At 61.8% G+C, this 18,787-nt stretch carries 20 protein-coding genes; 17 read left to right on the top strand and 3 right to left on the bottom strand.

Annotated elements, in window-relative coordinates:
* Positions 1 to 168: 168 nt before the first annotated feature.
* Positions 169 to 1,215, top strand: a complete 1,047-nt coding sequence (fba, locus tag J2Z75_RS10495) for a class II fructose-bisphosphate aldolase (RefSeq protein WP_209851593.1) — start codon at positions 169 to 171, stop codon at positions 1,213 to 1,215.
* 235 nt (positions 1,216 to 1,450) lie between these two features.
* Complete coding sequence (locus tag J2Z75_RS10490; RefSeq protein WP_209851589.1) at positions 1,451 to 2,290, top strand: fumarylacetoacetate hydrolase family protein; 840 nt, start codon at positions 1,451 to 1,453, stop codon at positions 2,288 to 2,290.
* 58 nt (positions 2,291 to 2,348) lie between these two features.
* Here the strand turns inward: J2Z75_RS10490 and phnF are convergent, their stop codons facing one another.
* Entirely contained in the window at positions 2,349 to 3,086 is a 738-nt protein-coding gene (phnF, locus tag J2Z75_RS10485; protein WP_209851586.1) for a phosphonate metabolism transcriptional regulator PhnF, read from the bottom strand.
* Positions 3,087 to 3,170: 84 nt separating this feature from the next.
* On the opposite strand from phnF, the gene phnG reads away from it, so the two are divergent.
* The 15 genes from phnG to phnN all read left to right on the top strand — a co-directional run bounded on the left by phnG (position 3,171) and on the right by phnN (position 15,904).
* Positions 3,171 to 3,638 (top strand): phosphonate C-P lyase system protein PhnG, encoded by a 468-nt coding sequence (gene phnG, locus J2Z75_RS10480; RefSeq protein WP_209851583.1) that lies wholly within the window; start codon positions 3,171 to 3,173, stop codon positions 3,636 to 3,638.
* Entirely contained in the window at positions 3,638 to 4,258 is a 621-nt protein-coding gene (gene phnH, locus J2Z75_RS10475; protein WP_209851580.1) for a phosphonate C-P lyase system protein PhnH, read from the top strand. Before phnG ends, phnH begins: the two co-directional genes overlap by 1 nt.
* A gap of 3 nt (positions 4,259 to 4,261) precedes the next feature.
* Positions 4,262 to 5,389, top strand: coding sequence for a carbon-phosphorus lyase complex subunit PhnI (locus J2Z75_RS10470; RefSeq protein WP_209851578.1), 1,128 nt, complete (start codon positions 4,262 to 4,264; stop codon positions 5,387 to 5,389).
* Positions 5,386 to 5,805 carry a FosX/FosE/FosI family fosfomycin resistance hydrolase gene (gene fosX / locus J2Z75_RS10465; RefSeq protein ID WP_209851574.1) on the top strand — a complete coding sequence of 140 codons (420 nt, stop codon included), beginning with the start codon at positions 5,386 to 5,388 and terminating at the stop codon, positions 5,803 to 5,805. The genes J2Z75_RS10470 and fosX overlap by 4 nt, the downstream gene beginning before the upstream one ends.
* Entirely contained in the window at positions 5,802 to 6,680 is an 879-nt protein-coding gene (locus tag J2Z75_RS10460; protein ID WP_209851572.1) for an alpha-D-ribose 1-methylphosphonate 5-phosphate C-P-lyase PhnJ, read from the top strand. Before fosX ends, J2Z75_RS10460 begins: the two co-directional genes overlap by 4 nt.
* Positions 6,677 to 7,453, top strand: a complete 777-nt coding sequence (gene phnK, locus J2Z75_RS10455; protein WP_209851567.1) for a phosphonate C-P lyase system protein PhnK — start codon at positions 6,677 to 6,679, stop codon at positions 7,451 to 7,453. The genes J2Z75_RS10460 and phnK overlap by 4 nt, the downstream gene beginning before the upstream one ends.
* 2 nt (positions 7,454 to 7,455) lie before the next feature.
* The gene (gene phnL / locus J2Z75_RS10450; protein ID WP_209851564.1) at positions 7,456 to 8,163 is read left to right on the top strand and encodes a phosphonate C-P lyase system protein PhnL; all 708 of its coding nucleotides are present in this window, start codon (positions 7,456 to 7,458) and stop codon (positions 8,161 to 8,163) included.
* On the top strand, positions 8,160 to 8,777 hold the full coding sequence (locus tag J2Z75_RS10445) for a DapH/DapD/GlmU-related protein (protein ID WP_209851561.1): 618 nt from the start codon (positions 8,160 to 8,162) through the stop codon (positions 8,775 to 8,777). Before phnL ends, J2Z75_RS10445 begins: the two co-directional genes overlap by 4 nt.
* A gap of 141 nt (positions 8,778 to 8,918) precedes the next feature.
* Entirely contained in the window at positions 8,919 to 9,755 is an 837-nt protein-coding gene (gene phnC, locus J2Z75_RS10440; RefSeq protein WP_209851559.1) for a phosphonate ABC transporter ATP-binding protein, read from the top strand.
* A gap of 91 nt (positions 9,756 to 9,846) precedes the next feature.
* A complete protein-coding gene (gene phnD / locus J2Z75_RS10435) occupies positions 9,847 to 10,752 on the top strand; it encodes a phosphonate ABC transporter substrate-binding protein (RefSeq protein ID WP_209851556.1) in 906 nt (301 codons plus the stop codon).
* A 110-nt stretch (positions 10,753 to 10,862) separates the two neighbouring features.
* On the top strand, positions 10,863 to 11,825 hold the full coding sequence (gene phnE / locus J2Z75_RS10430; protein ID WP_209851553.1) for a phosphonate ABC transporter, permease protein PhnE: 963 nt from the start codon (positions 10,863 to 10,865) through the stop codon (positions 11,823 to 11,825).
* A gap of 9 nt (positions 11,826 to 11,834) precedes the next feature.
* Positions 11,835 to 13,343, top strand: coding sequence for a phosphonate ABC transporter, permease protein PhnE (phnE, locus tag J2Z75_RS10425; RefSeq protein ID WP_209851550.1), 1,509 nt, complete (start codon positions 11,835 to 11,837; stop codon positions 13,341 to 13,343).
* 116 nt (positions 13,344 to 13,459) lie between these two features.
* Complete coding sequence (locus J2Z75_RS10420) at positions 13,460 to 14,167, top strand: DUF1045 domain-containing protein (RefSeq protein WP_209851547.1); 708 nt, start codon at positions 13,460 to 13,462, stop codon at positions 14,165 to 14,167.
* A 1-nt stretch (position 14,168) separates the two neighbouring features.
* Positions 14,169 to 15,308: an alpha-D-ribose 1-methylphosphonate 5-triphosphate diphosphatase gene (locus J2Z75_RS10415; RefSeq protein ID WP_209851544.1), complete on the top strand. Its 1,140-nt coding sequence runs from the start codon at positions 14,169 to 14,171 to the stop codon at positions 15,306 to 15,308.
* A complete protein-coding gene (gene phnN / locus J2Z75_RS10410; protein WP_209851541.1) occupies positions 15,308 to 15,904 on the top strand; it encodes a phosphonate metabolism protein/1,5-bisphosphokinase (PRPP-forming) PhnN in 597 nt (198 codons plus the stop codon). Before J2Z75_RS10415 ends, phnN begins: the two co-directional genes overlap by 1 nt.
* 111 nt (positions 15,905 to 16,015) lie before the next feature.
* Here the strand turns inward: phnN and J2Z75_RS10405 are convergent, their stop codons facing one another.
* Both J2Z75_RS10405 and J2Z75_RS10400 read right to left on the bottom strand, forming a co-directional pair.
* Positions 16,016 to 17,674, bottom strand: a complete 1,659-nt coding sequence (locus J2Z75_RS10405) for a GMC oxidoreductase (RefSeq protein ID WP_209851538.1) — start codon at positions 17,672 to 17,674, stop codon at positions 16,016 to 16,018.
* A gap of 26 nt (positions 17,675 to 17,700) precedes the next feature.
* Positions 17,701 to 18,783: an ABC transporter ATP-binding protein gene (locus J2Z75_RS10400; RefSeq protein WP_209851534.1), complete on the bottom strand. Its 1,083-nt coding sequence runs from the start codon at positions 18,781 to 18,783 to the stop codon at positions 17,701 to 17,703.
* Positions 18,784 to 18,787: the final 4 nt, after the last annotated feature.

The following is an 18,787-nucleotide window of genomic DNA, read 5'->3' as shown; positions in this document are numbered from 1 at the left end:
AACCCGGATCATCAATTATGGTGCCAGGCAAATCCGCCCCAAATTCGCCAGGAGGCCTGGTCGCGATACCAGTTGGCTTTGTGGGGAGCACTTCTGCTCAGGCGGAGAATAAGATGAGCGTCATCGTGATCAGACATGATGGCGCGGAGATAACGGGAGACTTTTTGAATGGCATTGATCACCTTGCGGCAGTTGCTGGACCACGCCGCTGAACATAATTACGCGCTGCCGGCCTTCAACGTGAACAATCTGGAATATATCCAGGCCGTCATGCGCGCCGCCGATGCCACGGATTCTCCGGTCATTCTGCAGGCAAGCCGCGGTGCCCGCGCCTATGCGGGCGACGCCTTCCTGCGTCATCTGATCCTTGGGGCCACCGAAGAATATCCGCATATTCCGGTCTGCCTGCATCTCGATCACGGCGACCAGCCGTCGACCTGCATTTCGGCGATCACCAACGGCTTTACATCGGTCATGATGGACGGATCGCTGCTCGCCGACGGCAAGTCGATCGCGACCTATGAATACAATGTCGGCGTTACGGCCGAAGTGGTGAAGATCGCCCACGCGGCCGGTGTTTCGGTCGAAGGCGAACTTGGCTGTCTCGGCAACCTGGAAACGGGTGCCGGCGAGAAGGAAGACGGCCATGGCTTCGAAGGCAAGCTGTCGCGCGAGGAACTGCTGACCGATCCGGAACAGGCGTTTGATTTTGTCGAAAAGACCGGCGTCGATGCGCTTGCCGTTGCGATCGGCACCAGCCATGGTGCCTACAAGTTCACCCGTGCGCCGGACGGTGAAATCCTCTCGATCGACACGATCGCCAAGATCCACAAGCGCCTGCCCAACACCCATATGGTCATGCACGGGTCATCGTCGGTGCCGCAGGACCTGCAGGATCTGTTCAATGAATTCGGCGGCAAGATGAAGCAGACCTGGGGTGTTCCCGTCCATGAAATCCAGAAGGCGATTCCGCTCGGCGTCCGCAAGGTCAATATCGACACCGACCTTCGCCTGGCGTTTACCGGCGAGATCCGCAAGCATCATCTGCAGCATCCGGACAATTTCGACCCGCGCAACTATCTGAAGCCGGCGACAGCGCGGATGGTCGAGGTCTGCAAGGAGCGCTTCATCGCTTTCAACGCGGCCGGCCAGGCCTCGAAAATCCGTGTCATGCGCCTGCCCGATATGGCAAAGGCCTATTCCAGGGCTGCGTAAAGACGCATTGTGGCGGGAGCCGATCCCGCCACGGCCCCGATCTCCCCGTTCAGCCCGATCTTTCCGTTCAGAGGGTGTGCTCAGCCGGCAGAGGCAATCCGCAATAGAACCTCTGCCGGACCGCAAGATTTATCCGACGACCGATACGATCTCACCGGCAAAAGCGCTTTACAACGCTGCCCGCCTTTGATTTGTCATGCGGCACGATAATCTGTGTTTTAAGGGAAGAGGAAAGATGAAACTTTTGCGGTACGGCCCCCTGGGTTCGGAAAAGCCGGGCGTTCTCGACAAGGACGGCCAGATCAGGGACCTGAGCGGCATCATCGCCGACGTCGGCGGCGATGCGATCAGCGATATGGGCTGGGCGAAGAGCCTCGATATCGACGGCCTGCCGGTTGTCGGGGGCAGTCCGCGCCTTGGCGCCTGCGTCTCCGGAACCGGAAAATTCATTTGTATCGGCCTCAACTACGCCGATCATGCCGCCGAAACCGGCGCCACCGTGCCGCCTGAACCCGTGATCTTCATGAAGGCGACTTCGGCGATCGTCGGTCCGAACGACGACGTCATCATCCCGCGCGGATCGGAAGCCACCGACTGGGAAGTCGAGCTCGGCGTCGTGATCGGCAAAAAGGCGAAATATGTGTCCGAGGCCGATGCGCTGGAGCATGTCGCGGGTTACTGCGTCATCAACGACGTCTCGGAGCGTGACTTCCAGACCAAACGTTCCGGACAATGGACCAAGGGCAAATCCTGCGACACGTTCGGCCCGACCGGCCCCTGGCTTGTCACAAAGGACGAAGTTGCCGATCCGCAGAAGCTGAAGATGTGGCTGACGGTCAATGGCGAAAGCAAGCAGAACGGATCGTCGAAGACCATGGTCTACGGCGTTGCGCATGTCGTCAGCTACCTGAGCCAGTTCATGACGCTGCATCCCGGCGACATCATTTCGACCGGCACGCCGCCCGGTGTCGGCATGGGTTTCAAGCCGCCGCAGTATCTCAAGGCCGGCGATGTCGTCGAGCTCGGCATCGAGGGTCTGGGCACGCAGAAGCAGACTTTCATCGCCGACGTTTGACTGCTTCGATAGATTGGAAGAGGGCGCGATGCTTCGGTATCGCGCCCTTTTTTATGCGTCAGGTTTCGATCTTCAGCTTGACGCGATCGGCGGCAAAGCGGGTGCGGGAGAATTGAACGGGGACCCCGCCCGGATCGGCATTGATGGCAGTCGCTTCGATGACGATGGCGCCGGGCGATAGCCGGAGCAACATCAGTTCGTCGGCATTGGCGTGGCGTGCGACAAGCTCCGTCGAAACCCGCACATAATCCGCCAGGCCTTGCGCCGCAAAGGCCTTGGTGATCGAGCCCAGCCCTTCGAACTGCTCGGCCATATGCGGAAAGCGATCCATTGGGAAATAGCTGGTGGAACAGGACACCGGCCGTCCATCGGCGCTGCTGACCAGTTCCATTCGGATGCAGGTGCGTCCAGGCGCAATCTTCAATCCCGTCGCGACCTCTCCGGCCGCCGGCAATGTGGCATGGGCCAGCAGCCGGGCTTCCGTTTCACGCGCCTGATCGCCAAGACCTTGCGAAAAGCGGGTGCGTCTCGAAATCGGAAAACTCAGCCGCTCCTTTCGCTGGATCATCGTGCCGCGGCCTTGGATAGCGTGAACCAGACCCTCGTCGGCAAGAGCGGCCAAGGCACTGCGAACGGTGTGGCGGTTGACGCCGAACTGCCCTGCCAGCACGGTTTCCGGCGGTACCATGCCCATCTGGTCGTAATCGCCATTGCTGATCGATAACCGGATCAGGTCGGCGATCTGTCGCCAGAGGGCGACGCCGGTTTGCCGTTCCACCGCCTTTTTCGCATTCATGTCACAAGCCCGTCATGTTCCGGTTCTACAAAAAATCATCAGATGTACGGTTGTCTAGGTTAATAGACATTTTGGACGGAAGCAATGGACGCGATCAAACAAAATATCGGCGCTGCGGCCGACGGCCGCAAACGAGCGATGGGTCTCCTGGCGCGCGCTTCGGCTGTGGAATTGCAGACGGCCTGGCAGGCCATCGAGCCGAAGCCGGAGGTTCACCCCGTGCGCGGCCCGGAAAGCGGCCTCGTCATGGTGCGCGGCCGTATCGGCGGTGGCGGCGACCCGTTCAATCTCGGCGAAGCGACGGTGAGCCGCGCCACAGTGCGGCTCGGTTCCGGCGAGATCGGTCATGGCCAGCTGCTTGGCAACGACCGGGAAAAGGCACGTCTCGCCGCCATTTTCGACGCGCTCCATCAGCGGTCCGAATATTCGCAGGTGGTCGGGCAGCTGATCGATGCGGTGGAAAGCCGCATCGATGCGGAAGACCGCAGGCAGGCGGAAGAGACCGCCGCGACACGGGTCGACTTCTTCACCATGGTCCGGGGAGACAATTGATGGGCGTTCAAACCGAAATCCACGCCAGCGCCTATGCCGGTGCCTTCACCGATCCGGTTTTTCAGTCGCAATCGGTGTTCCGGGCATTGATGGACGCCATGGCGCGTCCGGGCACGATCGTGCCGCTGGGCGCTGCGGCAATGCCGCCCGCGCCGCTCGGTGCCGGAGCCGGGGCGATTGCGCTTACCCTGTGCGACGACGGCACGCCCGTCTGGCTGACGAATGCCCTCGTCCAATCCTCCGTTCCCGCCTGGCTGTCCTTCCACACAAGTGCGCCTTTGACGAACCTCAAGCCGGAGGCCCGTTTCGTCTTTATCGAAGCCGGCGGGCTTGTGCCCGGTTTCGACCAGTTCGCGCTGGGCACGCAGGAATATCCCGACCGCTCGGCAACGCTGGTACTCGAACTCGCCTCGCTCCATGGCGGCCCCGAATTCGTCGCCGCCGGCCCCGGCATAAAGAGCGAGACCATCATTGCACCCCTCGGGCTTCCGGAGATTTTCCTCACCCTCTGGGCGGAAAACCGGGCGCTGTTTCCGAGGGGCGTCGATCTGATCCTCGTTGCCGGCACGGATGTCCTGTGTTTGCCGCGCACCACCAAACTTCGTCGTCGGGAGGTCTGATCCATGTATGTTGCCGTCAAAGGTGGCGAAGCCGCCATCGCCAATGCGCACCAGCTTCTGGCCGACCGCCGCCGCGGCGATCGGTCTCTGCCGGCCATCTCGATTGAGCAGATCGTCGCCCAGCTTGGCCTTGCCGTCGACCGGGTCATGGCGGAAGCCTCGCTCTATGATCGTGAACTCGCAGCCCTTGCCGTCCGGCAGGCGCGCGGCGACATGATCGAGGCGATCTTCATCCTGCGCGCCTACCGCACGACACTGCCGCGCTTCGGCATGTCGGTGCCGGTCGATACTGCGAAAATGAAGATCGAGCGCCGTGTCTCGGCCACCTACAAGGACCTGCCCGGTGGTCAGCTTCTGGGGCCGACCTTCGACTATACCCACCGCCTGCTCGACCCATCGCTTTTGACCGACGGGCCGGTTGCCGAACCCACGCGCAGGACGGCGGACGAAAGCGCGATGATGCGGGTCTCCGACATTCTTGCCGGCGAAGGCCTGATCGAAGGCGATGGAAAGATGCCGGAAGATCATGTGCCGGGCGACCTGACGCGTGAACCGCTGGAATTTCCGCTCAACCGCGATCTGCGCCTGCAAGCGTTGGCGCGCGGCGACGAGGGCTTCCTTTTGGCACTCGCCTATTCCACCCAGCGCGGCTATGCCCGCACCCATCCCTTCGTCGGCGAGGTCCGTATCGGCGAGGTCGAGGTCGATCTGGATATTCCCGAGCTTGGCTTTGCCGTCTCGCTCGGCCCGATCCAGGTGACCGAATGCCAGATGGTCAACCAGTTCCAGGGCTCGGCGAAAAACCCGCCGCAGTTCACCCGCGGCTACGGCCTGGTATTTGGCCAGAGCGAGCGCAAGGCCATGGCCATGTCGCTGGTCGATCGGGCGCTGCGTGCGCAGGAGTTTGGCGAGGATGTCGTGGCGCCGGCGCAGGACGAGGAATTCGTCATCTCGCATTCCGACAATGTCCAGGCGACCGGTTTCGTCGAGCACCTGAAACTGCCGCATTACGTCGATTTCCAGGCCGAACTCGATCTCGTCCGCCGCATGCGCGCCGAATACGACGCAAAGTCCGGCGCCGGGGAGGACGGCGCGGGGAAGGACAACGGCGTTCGGGAAGCAGCAGAATGATCGAGGATATTTCCCACATCACCTTCATCGTCAGCGATCTCGACCGGATGAGTGAAATTCTCGAAACGGTCTTCGGTGCCAGGGAAGTCTATGCGGGTGGCGAGAAGCCATTTTCGCTTGCACCGGAAAAGTTCTTCACCATCGGCGACCTCTGGATCGCGATCATGCAGGGCAAAAGCTTGAGCGAGCGGACCTACAACCACGTCGCCTTCAAGATCCGGGACGAGGACATCGACATCTATCTGGAGCGCATCCGCTCGCTCGGCCTCGACGTCATGCCGCCGCGCCCGCGTGTCGAAGGCGAGGGCCGTTCGATCTATTTCCACGATGCCGACAACCATCTGTTCGAGCTTCACACCGGTACGCTTGCCGGGCGGCTGGAGACCTATTCCCGTTTGAAGGAGGCAGCCGAATGACTGATCTTGCCACATACAACTTCGCCTATCTCGACGAACAGACCAAGCGGATGATCCGCCGGGCGATCCTCAAGGCGATTTCGATACCCGGCTATCAGGTTCCCTTCGCGTCGCGCGAAATGCCCATGCCCTACGGCTGGGGTACCGGCGGCGTGCAGGTGACGGCGGCGATCCTCGGGCCGGATGACGTGCTGAAGGTCATCGACCAGGGGGCCGACGACACGACGAACGCGGTGTCCATCCGCGCCTTCTTCCAGAAGGTCGCCAATGTCGCGGTGACGACAAAGACCCGCGAGGCGACGATCATCCAGACGCGCCACCGCATTCCGGAGGAGACGCTGACCGCCGGCCAGACGCTGGTCTATCAGGTGCCGATCCCCGAACCACTGCGCTTTCTCGAGCCGCGCGAGACCGAGACCCGCAAGATGCATGCACTGGAGGAATACGGCCTCATGCATGTGAAGCTCTACGAGGACATTGCCCGCAACGGCCATATTGCCACGACCTATGCCTATCCGGTCAAGGTCGAAGGCCGCTACGTCATGGACCCCTCGCCGACGCCGAAGTTCGACAATCCGAAAATGCACATGTCGGAAGCGCTGCAGCTGTTCGGTGCAGGTCGCGAAAAGCGCATCTACGCGGTGCCGCCCTATACGGAGGTCGTCAGCCTCGATTTCGAGGATCATCCGTTCGAGATCCAGCATTTCGACAAGCCCTGCGCGCTGTGCGGCGCCGAGCAGGTCTATCTCGATGAAGTCATTCTCGACGACAAGGGCGGGCGGATGTTCGTCTGCTCGGATACCGACCATTGCGAGGACCGCCGCGCGCATGGTCACGCCGGTCATCTTCTTGCTCAACAGGAGGCCGCCGAATGAGTGCCGTCCCGCTTCTCAAAGTCAACGACGTCTCGAAATTCTACGGCAGCCGCATCGGGTGCCGCAACGTCTCCTTCGAGCTATGGCCGGGCGAGGTCCTGGCGATCGTCGGCGAATCCGGTTCGGGCAAGACGACGCTGCTTTCCTGTCTTTCCACGCGGCTGATGCCGACCTCCGGCGTCGTCGAATACCATATGCGCGATGGCCAGTATCGCGATCTCGCCCGCATGGGTGAGGCCGAGCGGCGCTTCCTGATGCGCACGGACTGGGGCTTCGTGCACCAGAATCCGGCCGACGGATTGCGGATGACGGTTTCGGCCGGCGCCAATGTCGGCGAGCGGCTGATGGCGGTCGGCGACCGGCATTACGGCAATATCCGCGCAACCGCGGCCGACTGGCTGCGGCGTGTCGAGATCGAAGAGGACCGGATCGACGACCAGCCGCGCGCCTTTTCCGGCGGCATGCGCCAGCGTCTGCAGATTGCCCGCAATCTGGTCACGTCGCCGCGCCTCGTCTTCATGGACGAGCCGACCGGCGGTCTCGATGTCTCGGTGCAGGCGCGCCTGCTCGACCTGGTGCGCGGCCTGGTCCATGACCTGGGCCTGTCGGCGATCATCGTCACCCATGACCTCGCCGTTGCGCGGCTTCTCTCGCACCGCATGATGGTGATGAAGGACGGGCTGGTGATCGAGCAGGGCCTCACCGACCGGGTGCTTGACGATCCGCGCGAGCCCTACACCCAGCTTCTCGTTTCCTCCATTCTGCAGGTGTGACCATGGCCACTCCCCTCGTTGTTTCCGAAGTCGCCAAGAGCTTCACTATGCATCTGCGTGACGGCATCACCCTGCCGGTCGTCTCCGGCGTTTCCTTTTCGGTGAAGAAGGGCGAATGCGTCGTGCTCGGCGGTCCGTCGGGTGTCGGCAAAAGCTCGATCCTGAAGATGCTCTACGGCAATTATGCCGTCGATGCCGGGCAGATCCTGATCGAACATCAGGGACACCTCGTGGACCTCGCCACCGCGGTTCCCCGCGCTGTCCTGGAAGTTCGGCGCGATACGCTCGGCTACGTCAGCCAGTTCCTGCGTGTCGTTCCGCGCGTATCAGCACTCGACGTCGTCGCCGAGCCGCTTCTGGCGCGTGGCGTGGCGCAGGACGAGGCGCGAGCAAAGGCGTCCGAGCTGCTGGCAAAACTCAATCTGCCGCGCGAACTCTGGCAATTGCCGCCTGCCACCTTTTCCGGCGGCGAGCAGCAGCGCGTCAACATCGCCCGCGGCTTCATCACCGATCATGTCATCCTCCTGCTCGACGAGCCAACGGCCTCTCTGGATGCGAAAAACAGGCGTGTCGTCGTCGAGATGATTGCCGCCAAGAAGGCTGAGGGCGTTGCTCTCCTTGGTATCTTCCATGACGAGGAAGTGCGCGACGCCGTCGCTGATCGTATCCTCGACGTCTCCGCCTTTTCGCCGCGAAAGGCCGCCGCATGACGATCAAGCTTTCGGAAACGCCGCTCATCCATGAGACGGCGCGGGTTACTGACTGCACGATAGGCCGTTATACCGAAATCGCCGAGCGCTGCCGCATTTCTGAAACGGAAATCGGCGATTATTCCTACATCATGGAGGACGGCTCGGTCTGGTGCGCTGTAATCGGCAAGTTCGCCAATATCGCCTCCTCCGTGCGCATCAACGCCACCAATCATCCGGTCTGGCGGGCGACGCTGCATCATTTTACTTACCGGGCTAAGGATTATTGGCCGGATGCGGACATGGACCAGGATTTCTTCGCCTGGCGTCGCGAAAACCGCGTCGTCATCGGCCATGACGTCTGGATCGGCCACGGCGCGACTGTGTTGCCCGGCGTCAAGGTCGGCAATGGCGCGGTGATCGGCGCGGGGGCCGTGGTCTCCAAGGACGTCGCGCCCTACACCATCGTCGGCGGTGTTCCGGCAAAATTGATCCGCGAACGTTTCGGCGAGGACATCGCCGGGCGTTTCGAGAAACTTGCCTGGTGGGACTGGGATCACGCGAAGTTGCGCGATGCCCTGAACGACTTCCGGATGCTCGACGCGGACGCGTTCCTCGCCCGTCACAATGCCTGATTTTTTACGCTGCAACCCCCGTCTGCGCGGGGATTGTGGACTGTAACAAAAGCTACATCAATCTGACATTCCCCCTTCATCAAGCGCCGCTATGGCAAGGGGATACCGACGACCGGTACCACTGCCAAAGGATGAGTGCCCATGTTTCAGCTGAAGAATGTAACCCGTCAGTTCGGCAAGAAAATCGCCGTCAACTCGGTTACGTTCGACATCCCGCAGGGCCAGATGGTCGGCATTATCGGCCGGTCCGGCGCGGGCAAGTCGACGCTGCTCAGGATGATCAACCGCCTGAACGACGTTTCGTCCGGCTCCATCCATTTCGGTGATCTGGAAGTGTCGTCGCTGCGGGGTAGCGCCCTTCGAAACTGGCAGCGCGATTGCGCCATGATCTTCCAGCAGTTCAACCTTGTGCCGCGTCTCGACGTTCTGACCAATGTGCTGCTCGGCCGCCTCAATCATCGTTCCACCGTTCTCAGCATCCTCAACATGTTCACCCGCGAAGAGCGGATCATGGCGATCGGCGCATTGGAGAGGCTTGGAATCGAGCAGACTGCTTTGCAGCCGGCCGGCACGTTGTCCGGCGGCCAGCAGCAGCGCGTCGCCATCGCCCGTGCCCTGATGCAGCAGCCGAAGATGCTGCTTGCCGACGAACCGATCGCCTCGCTCGATCCGCTGAACGCCAAGATCGTCATGGATGCGCTGCGCGATATCAACGAGCGCGACGGCATCACCGTCGTCACCAATCTGCACACGCTGGATACGGCGCGCAATTACTGCGAGCGCATCATCGGCATGGCACATGGCAGAGTCGTTTTCGACGGCCAGCCGCAGGATCTGACGGCGGCAGCCGTCGCGGAAATCTACGGAAGCGGCGGCGAGATCGAGGAATCGATGACCTCCACGAGCATCAATTTTCCTGCCGCGCAGGACAATACGAAATCCGCCGGCGTCAAGCCGCTGGCACTGGCCGGACTATAGCCGTCCGACAGGATCGAAAGCCCGCGTCAAGGGCACGACCTTTGCAACCGAATGTGAACCGGCGCCGCCGGGAAAACAGGAGAAGACCCTTATGTTGAAGAAAGCACTCTTTAGCGCCGTTGCGCTCTTTGCCCTCGTCGGCCACGTTCAGGCTGAAGACCTCAAGGAATTCCGCGTCGGCATCCTCGGCGGCGAGAACGAAGCCGACCGCCTGCGCAACTTCCAGTGCCTGTCGGAATCGCTGCCGAAGGCAATTGGCGTCGAGAAGGTCTCGTTCTTCCCGGCTGCCGATTATGACGGCGTTATCCAGGGCCTGCTCGGCGGTACGCTCGATTATGCAGAGCTCGGCGCTTCCGGCTATGCCAAGATCTTCCTTGCCAAGGCTGACGCCGTCGAGCCGATCCTGACGACCGAACAGACCGACGGTTCGACCGGTTACTACTCGATCATGGTTGCCCGCAAGGACAGCGGTTTCACCAAGGTCACCGACCTGAAGGGCAAGAAGCTCGGCTTTGCCGATCCGGACTCGACCTCGGGCTATCTCATCCCGAGCGTCACGCTGCCGGAAACGATCGGCATGCCCGTCAAGGAATTCTTCGGTTCCACCGGTTTCGGCGGCGGCCATGAAAACCTCGTTCTCGAAGTGCTCAAGGGCACCTTCGATGCCGGCACGACCTTCGGTTCGGGCATCGGCGAATTCAAGGACGGCTACACCTCCGGCAATCTGCGCAAGATGGTCGAAAAGGGCGTTCTCGACATGAACGACCTGGTCGAACTGTGGCGCTCGCCGCTGATCCCGAACGGCCCGATCGTCGTTCGCTCGTCGCTCAACGACGACATGAAGGCCAAGTTCAAGCAGTTCATGCTCGATCTGCCGAAGACCGATGCAGCATGCTTCGCTGCCATCGAAGGCGGCGACTTCAAGGGCTTCGTCGAAGTCAATTCCGACTTCTACAAGCCGATCATCGACGCCCGCAAGTCGACCATCGGCGGCTGATATTCCTTGAAACCAAAGCGCTGGCCGGTCCTTCCGGCCAGCGTTTCCTTGTCTGACCAGGCTTCACGGACATGATGTCCGGCGAGGTCTATCGTTTTGCCGGAGACTTCATGGCCACGTCAGCGCTTTCAGCAACCTTGAGCGACAATGGCGCTCTGGTCGAACGCCATTGGCAGGAGCTCAATCTCCGCCGCCGGACCTATACTTTTCTCGGTCTCGCGCTGCTTGCCATGGCCCTGTCCGGTTCGCTGTGGTTTGCCAACGCGACCAATGCCGGCAAATTCTTCGACCGGCTGCCCTATTTCTTCGATTTCGTCGGCGATCTCGTGCCGCGCGACGGCGCCGAGATCGGCCGCGCCATGTTCGATCTGCCCTCGCCCTATGACGATGGCAGCCTGAAATACAATTATCCCGAAGGCCGCATGTACCTGACGGATACGTTCTATGTGCCCGAATATTTCTACAAGATGCTGGAAACGGTGAACATCGCCATTTTCTCCACCATATTCGGCATGTTCTTCGGTTTCATTCTCTGCTTCTTCGCGGCGCGCAACCTGATGCCGAACCCGTGGGTTCGCGGTCTGGCGCGGCGCTTCATGGAAATCCTGCGTGCCTTTCCGGAAGTGGTGATCGCCGGCTTTTTCCTGGCCATCCTGTCGCTTGGGCCCATCCCGGCGATGATCGCGGTGTCGATCCATACGGTCGGGGCGCTGGGCAAGTTGTTCTTCGAGGTTGTCGAGAATGCCGATATGAAGCCGGACGAGGGGCTGAGGGCCGCCGGCGGCAACTGGTTCGAGCGGGTCTGGTTCGGCATCGTGCCGCAGGTGCTGCCGAATTTCATGAGCTATTTCCTGCTGCGCCTTGAAATCAACGTGCGCGCCTCGACGATCATCGGTGCGGTCGGCGGCGGCGGTATCGGCGAGCCGCTGCGGCTTTCCATCAGCCAGGGCCATGAGGCCAAGACGCTGGCCATCGTTATCCTGCTGTTTTCCACGATCATCGCCGTCGATCAGTTTTCCGCGTGGCTGCGCCGCCGTCTTGTCGGCGACCAGGCCTTCCAGCTTGCGCAATAGGAGCGGACCATGACCGCCAGCACCATGATGAATGCCGCGCAGATGGAAGCGATCGCCGCGCGCCACCCGCATCTCCTCAAGGGCTCGTCGAGCAAGAGTATCCGCACCGCTCTGATCTTTGCCGGTATCGCGCTCTACATGATCTACAGCTGGTGGTTCTTTTCGATCGGCCAGGTTCTCGTCAACGCCAACTGGGGCATTGCCGGCACCTATCTGGCCGACTGGGTTTCCTACGAGGTTCGCCCCGATATCAAGATCGCCACCGATGGAACGATGCAGGTGGTTTATCCGCGTTATTCGCCGCTCGGGCCGAATGCCAAGCCGGAATGGGTCAGGATCGAGACGAAGAGGGTGGACCGGACTATCGATGTCCCTGCCGTAACGCAGCAGGACGTGCCGAAGAAGGGCTCGAGCTTCAGCTTCATGGCGCCGAACTCGGCTGTCGGCAGCAATGCCGAGGCTGGTGCCCGCACGGAAACCAGAACTGAGGAGGTCGTCAGCCGCGCGACGATCAATTTCAACAGCACGACGAGCATCGACGTGGCTGACGGCAAGGTTGCCGCGACACATAACGGCGAAACGTTGCTGATCGATCTCGACCGGGCCACCGGCGTCAAGCCGGAAGGCGCGTTGCCCGAATGGGCGACGCAGAAACGGCCGGGCGAAAAGATCACGGTCGCTTTCGGGATGACCGGGTGGGCCGATGTCGACGTGGAAAAGATCAGCATCCACAATCGGTTTCCCGGCTGGGCCAACTTCATCTTCGACACCAACTCGCCGTTCTTCAACAAGTCCTTCGGCGAAGTGACGAACCTGATCGTCAGCGGCGAGCGTCTCGATCCGAGCCGATCGAACCTGTCACTGGCCTGGAACAACATTCTCTACAATTCCGAATGGCAGCATCTCGATGTCTGGACCAAGCTGCTCCAGACCATCGTCATGGCTTTCGTCGGCACGCTGTTTGCCTCGATCATCGCCTTCCCGCTCTGTTTCCTTGCTGCGCGCAACATCACCCGCAATGGCGTGCTGAATCAGGTGACCAAGCGCTTCTTCGATTTCCTGCGCTCGGTGGACATGCTGATCTGGGCGCTGTTCTTCACCCGCGCCTTCGGCCCCGGACCACTCGCCGGCATGTCGGCGATCTTTTTTACCGATACCGGCACGCTCGGAAAACTCTATTCGGAAGCGTTGGAAAATATCGACGACAAGCAGCGTGAAGGCGTGAAATCGGTCGGTGCCGCACCGCTCGCCGTGCAGCGTTTCGGCGTCCTGCCGCAGGTGCTGCCGGTCTTTGCCAGCCAGGCGCTGTATTTCTGGGAATCCAATACACGCTCGGCAACGATCATCGGTGCTGTCGGTGCGGGGGGCATCGGCCTGAAACTCTGGGAAGCGATGCGAACGAATTCCGACTGGGAAAACGTCTGCTACATGGTTATCCTGATTCTCATCGTCGTTTTCATCTTCGACAGCGTCTCCAATCTGCTGCGCTCGCGTCTCATGGGCCAGAAAACACACTGAATAGAGTGGCGGATCATTGCCACTCATCACGATAATGTCACGAATAGCGCGTAGCGACGGGGTCAAATCGGCCCGTCCGATCACTGCTTCCGTGACATCTTTGCAGGGAATGACCAGTGCGCTACGCATTCTATATCTCGCCCGATGAAGACGACCCGCTGAGCGCTGCCGCGGAGCGGTGGCTGGGTGGCAATCCGTTTACCGGCGAAACCCACGCACTTCAGGCTGCCGGCGATTTCGATGCGGCCGAGCTGACTGCGTTGACTGCCGACCCGCGCCGCTACGGTTTTCACGGAACGCTGAAGGCGCCTTTTGAACTGGCTCCAGGCACCAGCGAATCGCAGCTTCTTGACGTGTTCGATGCATTTGCCGGCGAGTGTGTTCCCTTCGAGATTCCGAAGATGGTTCTCGGTCAACTGGGGCCGTTCTTTGCACTGGTGCCCGCCGGAAATTGTCCCGAATTGCAGGGCCTCGCGAATGAAACTGTCCGGCGATTCTCTCCATTCCGGGCATCGTTGTCGGAGGCCGATATGGCGCGCCGCAAACCGGAACAGCTCAGTGACGTGATGCGGAGAAACCTCCTCGAATGGGGATACCCCTACGTCTTCGAGAGCTTCCGTTTCCACATGACGCTGACCGGTCCGGTGCCGGCGGAGCGGCAGGCCTCAATGAAACGCCTGCTGGAGCAGAGCTTCGCGCCCTTCATCGGCAAGCCGCTGACCGTGGCCTCGCTTGCCCTGTTTATCGAGCCCGAGCGCGGCGCTCCGTTTACCGTTCACTCGCTTTTGCCGCTGGGCGGCACGTCCAAACGAAAGATGGCCTGACATGACAGCTGAAATCGTTCTCTCCAATGCCCGCATCGTCCTCGAAGACCGGATCCTCGATGGCTCCGTCCTGATCCGTGACGGCAAGATCGCCGACATCTCGGAAGGTGCCAGCCGCACCGGTGAGGATTTCGAGGGCGATTACCTGATCGCCGGCCTGGTCGAGCTGCACACCGATCACCTGGAAGCCCATTATTCGCCGCGTCCCGGCGTGCGCTGGCTGAAGATGGCGGCGATCCAGGCGCATGACGCGCAGGTCGTCACATCCGGCATCACCACGGTGTTCGACTGCCTGCGCATGGGCTCCGACGAGGACGGCGGCTTCGAACAGGGCGAGATGCGCGACATGGCGGATGCCCTGGCGCAGGCCGCAAAGGAAAACCGCCTTCGCGCTGACCACCGCATCCACCTGCGCTGCGAGGTCTCGACCGACAACGTGCTCGATCACTTCCTGGAATTCGAAAACGATCCGCAGGTCGGCCTCGTATCGCTGATGGACCATGCGCCGGGTCAGCGCCAGTTCCAGACGATGGATCAGTACACGCTCTACTACAAGAACAAGCGCGGTCTATCCGACGAGGCCTTCGCCGCGTTCTGCGCCCGCCAGCAGGCGCTTTCGGCCAAGTATGCCGGCCCGCATCGCACCGAGATCGCCAAGGCTTGCGCCGAGCGCGGCATCGCCATCGCCAGCCACGACGATGCTACCATCGCCCATGTCGAGGAATCTGTCGGCTTCGGTATTCGCCTTGCCGAATTCCCGACCAGCTTCGAGGCGGCGGAAGCGTCGCATGCGGCCGGTTTGAGCGTGCTCATGGGGGCGCCGAACATCGTGCGCGGCAAATCGCATTCCGGCAATATCGCCGCCCGCGACCTTGCCGAACGCGGCGTGCTTGACGTGCTGTCCTCCGATTACGTGCCATTCAGCCTGATCCATGCGCCCTTCGTCCTGTCGGATGAGGTGGAAAGCGTCAGCCTGCCGCAGGCGCTCGCCATGGTTACGGCCACGCCCGCCCGCACGGTCGGCCTCACCGATCGCGGCCGGATCGCCACCGGCCTGCGCGCCGATATCGTCCGGGTCCAGCGCCATGACGGTATCCCGGTCGTCCGCTCGGTCTGGCGCGAAGGCAAGCGGGTCGCCTGATGCACGGGCACGTTCAGACCGGTGCGATCGTCGTCGTGGTCGGCCCCAGCGGTGCCGGCAAGGACAGCGTCATCGGTTTCGTGGCGCAGCATTTTGCCGGCCGCGAGGATATCGATTTCGTCCGTCGCGTCATCACCCGGCCGTCCGATGCCGGCGGCGAGGATCACGAGAGCATTTCCGGCGAGGTCTTCGACAGCCGGCTATCGGCCGGCGAATTCGCCGTCGCCTGGCAGGCGCACGGATTGAAATACGGCATCCCCAAGCAGGCGCTTGAGCGGGTGCGTGCTGGAAGAATCCTGATCGCCAATGGCAGCCGTGCGGCGCTCGGCCAGTTCCGGCAGGCCTTTCCACGGGTTGCGGTCGTCAACATCACCGCATCGCCACAGGTTCTCGCAAGCCGTCTCGTTGCACGCGGCCGGGAGAGTGAGCAGGATATCCTGAGCCGGCTGCAACGGCAGGTGCCGGATATTTTCGACGAGCCGGATGTAACCACAATCGACAATAGCGGCCCTCTCGATATCGCCGGCTCGCAATTTGCTGCCCTCGTCGCGCAACTGCACGGCCCCGGAAGTTCGGCCAATTTCCCGTCCAAATGAATCGGACAGGGCTATCGGTGTTCATCCCGTGGCAGGCCATGATCTCCGAACATCCCATGAAAATCAGACTGGTGAAGGTCGAGGGTGTCGGAGTGGCGCTCGCCTTGAACTCTAAATCAGGCCGCCGCGATAATCCCGAGCCAGTTTGCGGCAAGCGCGGATGGTGAGCGCCATGACGGTCAGAGTGGTGCCCGCAATACCGCTGCCGGGGAAGGCGCTGGCGTCGGTGACGATAAGATTGGGCACGTCCCAGCTCCGGTTCCAGGGGTTGAGAACGGAGGTTTGGCTCGACACGCCCATTCTGGCCCCGCCGCTTTCGTGGATCGCAGCGCCCATGCACATCGTCTTTTTGAACCATTTGCGGAACAGGAAGCGGCTGAAGATATCGGCGTCGGGGAAGGCCCCTTGTCCCATTTCCTTGAGCCCATGGGGCGAGCCGATGAATTCCAGGTCGCCTCCTGCATCCCGCACCATGTCGACCAGCGTCTGTTCCTGTCGATGCAAGAGTTCATGCTCTTCCTGGTGCATGGCGCAGCGGATGTGCGGAACCGGTATGTTCCAGGCATCCTTTCGCCTGGGGTCAAGCGTGATGCGGTTGTCGGCATAGGGCAGCATCCGGCCGAAGCCGAAGAAGGCGAGCCGGGCCGGGGTGTCGTCGGATACCGGCGCGCGGCCGACGCTGCCCTGGTAGTTGAAGTCGCCGCGCGGCGCAGCGCCCGCGACCTGCTCGAAACGGGGGATGAAAATGCCGCCGGAGGGATTGTAGAACGGATCCTCGGGCGCGGACTTGTCCGGGGCCCAGCCTTTGACCTTCGCAAAGGAACCGAAAGCCAGGCAGGGAAGCTGGTCCATGAAGTAGCGCCCGAGCGTGCCGGAGCTGTTTCCAAGACCCCCGGTATGGGCTGCCGATGCCGAGTTCAATAGCAGGCGAACACTCTCGATCGGCGATGCGCAAAGCACCACCGTTGCGGCCAGGACCGTTTCCACCATGCCCGTCGCACGATCGACGAATTCCGCGCCGGTGGCGCGGCCCGTGTGCTCGTCCACCGTGATGCGGCGCACGACCGCATTATATCGAATGGTCAGCCGTCCGGTTGCTTGCGCATCCCGCAGCGGACGCGGGACCCGCTCCGCATCCGGGGCGATATAGCGCCAGGAGACGACGTGTCTCTCCGGCCAGCGGCTCTCGACCGTTTGCTTGAAGACCTCTTCGGCCGGCGAGAGGTTCGCCGGCTTGGCATAGACACCATCCGGCAGGGTGGAGACATGGTCCTCGTTGCCGTGCAGCCCGAGATAGGATTCCACTTCGGCGTAGAAAGGAGCCAGTTCGTCATAGGAGACCGGCCAGTCCTCGCCCTTGCCGGTCAGCGACCTGATCTTGAAGTCGTCATCGGTCCAGCGCAGCAGCACCCGGCCGAAACTGTGCAGGCGGCCGCCGCCCTGACGCCCCCTGATCCAGAGAAACGGCGCGTCGGCCGGCGTGGTGTAGGGGTTCTTGCGATCGTTGACGAAGAAGCGGCTGAAGCGCTCCGTAAAGAATGCGGCGCGCGCCTGGATTGGCTGGCCTTTAAGCGTCGCCCGCGCCCGTTCCCAGATGTTGATACTGCTTGCCGGTTCCTTCTTGCGCGAGGGATCGAAATCCTTCGGCCCGATCTCGGGGCCGGCCTCCAGAAGCAGGACGGACAATCCTTGCGCGGTCAGCTCCTTGACCGCAAAAGATCCCGCGGCGCCGGAGCCGATCACCAGCGCGTCATAAAGAATGTGAGACATGTATTTCTGAATCCTGTCTTAGCGCGTCACAGACGCAATCCATCGGCGCCAAACAGCGACGCCTTCGCGATATCGAGCCCCGGCGCGATGTCTTCGTTCGGCTGCAAGGCAACGTCCCCCATCACCCTGAGCGACAGGCTCCTGTCCGCCCAATCGAACCAGACGACGGCATCCGCTCCCATGGGTTCGACGACCGACACCCGCCCGATCAGAGTCGGTAACCCCTTGGCCGCGCCATCGAGGGCGATGTGTTCGGGTCGAAAGCCAAGGGTCGCCGGCCCGCCCCGCGGTGGAGCCTGAAAGGCATAGCCGGCGAGATCGACGTTCAGCCCCTTGCTGACGAAAGCGGGGCCGTCATCCTTCAGTTCGATGCTTCCCTCGATAAAATTCATCGCCGGTGCGCCGATGAAGCCGGCGACGAAGAGACTGGCCGGGCGGTGATAGATCTCCGATGGCGAGGCCAATTGCTGGATCACGCCGTCCTTCATGATCGCGATGCGGTCGGCCAGCGTCAGCGCCTCGACCTGGTCGTGGGTTACGTAGATCATGGTGTTGCCGAGGCTCTGGTGCAGTTTCTTGATCTCGACGCGCAACTCGTTGCGCAGCTTGGCGTCGAGATTGGAGAGGGGCTCGTCGAACAGGAAGACATCCACCTGGCGGACGAGCGCCCGGCCGATGGCCACACGCTGGCGCTGGCCGCCCGACAGCTCGGCGGGGCGCCGGTCCAAGAGCTTGTCGAGCTGAAGAAGGGCCGCAGTACGCCCGATACGGGCCTCGATCTCGGCCTTTGGCAGGCCGGCGACGCGCAGGCCGAAGGACAGGTTTTTCCGTACCGTCATGCGCGGATAAAGCGCATAGGACTGGAAGACCATGCCGATGCCGCGATCCTTCGGCTCCTCCCAGGTGACGTTCTTGCCGGAAATCCAGACCTCGCCTGACGTGATGTCCTGAAGACCGGCAATGGCATTCAGAAGCGTGGACTTGCCGCAGCCGGATGGGCCGAGCAGGACCAGGAACTCGCGGGGAGCGATGTCGATCGACAGTTTTTCGATCACGGTGTGGTCGCCATAGGCGATCTTGAGGTCCTTGACGGAAACGGCGGATTGCATGAAG

The sequence above is a fragment of the Rhizobium herbae genome (assembly GCF_017873135.1).
GTDB classification, from domain to species: Bacteria; Pseudomonadota; Alphaproteobacteria; order Rhizobiales; family Rhizobiaceae; genus Pararhizobium; species Pararhizobium herbae.
The sequence above is the reverse complement of the archived record's forward strand: the minus strand, read 5'-3'. Positions and strand labels throughout refer to the sequence as shown.

Coding starts and splice junctions, on each gene's coding strand:
- phnE (WP_209851553.1), top strand. CDS start 10,863: ATGGCCACGTCAGCGCTTTCAGCAACCTTGAGCGACAATGGCGCTCTG.
- J2Z75_RS10445 (WP_209851561.1), top strand. CDS start 8,160: ATGACGATCAAGCTTTCGGAAACGCCGCTCATCCATGAGACGGCGCGG.
- phnL (WP_209851564.1), top strand. CDS start 7,456: ATGGCCACTCCCCTCGTTGTTTCCGAAGTCGCCAAGAGCTTCACTATG.
- J2Z75_RS10415 (WP_209851544.1), top strand. CDS start 14,169: ATGACAGCTGAAATCGTTCTCTCCAATGCCCGCATCGTCCTCGAAGAC.
- fba (WP_209851593.1), top strand. CDS start 169: ATGGCATTGATCACCTTGCGGCAGTTGCTGGACCACGCCGCTGAACAT.
- phnD (WP_209851556.1), top strand. CDS start 9,847: ATGTTGAAGAAAGCACTCTTTAGCGCCGTTGCGCTCTTTGCCCTCGTC.
- phnN (WP_209851541.1), top strand. CDS start 15,308: ATGCACGGGCACGTTCAGACCGGTGCGATCGTCGTCGTGGTCGGCCCC.
- phnE (WP_209851550.1), top strand. CDS start 11,835: ATGACCGCCAGCACCATGATGAATGCCGCGCAGATGGAAGCGATCGCC.
- J2Z75_RS10460 (WP_209851572.1), top strand. CDS start 5,802: ATGACTGATCTTGCCACATACAACTTCGCCTATCTCGACGAACAGACC.
- J2Z75_RS10405 (WP_209851538.1), bottom strand. CDS start 17,674: ATGTCTCACATTCTTTATGACGCGCTGGTGATCGGCTCCGGCGCCGCG.
- J2Z75_RS10490 (WP_209851589.1), top strand. CDS start 1,451: ATGAAACTTTTGCGGTACGGCCCCCTGGGTTCGGAAAAGCCGGGCGTT.
- phnC (WP_209851559.1), top strand. CDS start 8,919: ATGTTTCAGCTGAAGAATGTAACCCGTCAGTTCGGCAAGAAAATCGCC.
- J2Z75_RS10400 (WP_209851534.1), bottom strand. CDS start 18,783: ATGCAATCCGCCGTTTCCGTCAAGGACCTCAAGATCGCCTATGGCGAC.
- phnK (WP_209851567.1), top strand. CDS start 6,677: ATGAGTGCCGTCCCGCTTCTCAAAGTCAACGACGTCTCGAAATTCTAC.
- phnH (WP_209851580.1), top strand. CDS start 3,638: ATGGGCGTTCAAACCGAAATCCACGCCAGCGCCTATGCCGGTGCCTTC.
- fosX (WP_209851574.1), top strand. CDS start 5,386: ATGATCGAGGATATTTCCCACATCACCTTCATCGTCAGCGATCTCGAC.
- phnF (WP_209851586.1), bottom strand. CDS start 3,086: ATGAATGCGAAAAAGGCGGTGGAACGGCAAACCGGCGTCGCCCTCTGG.
- J2Z75_RS10470 (WP_209851578.1), top strand. CDS start 4,262: ATGTATGTTGCCGTCAAAGGTGGCGAAGCCGCCATCGCCAATGCGCAC.
- phnG (WP_209851583.1), top strand. CDS start 3,171: ATGGACGCGATCAAACAAAATATCGGCGCTGCGGCCGACGGCCGCAAA.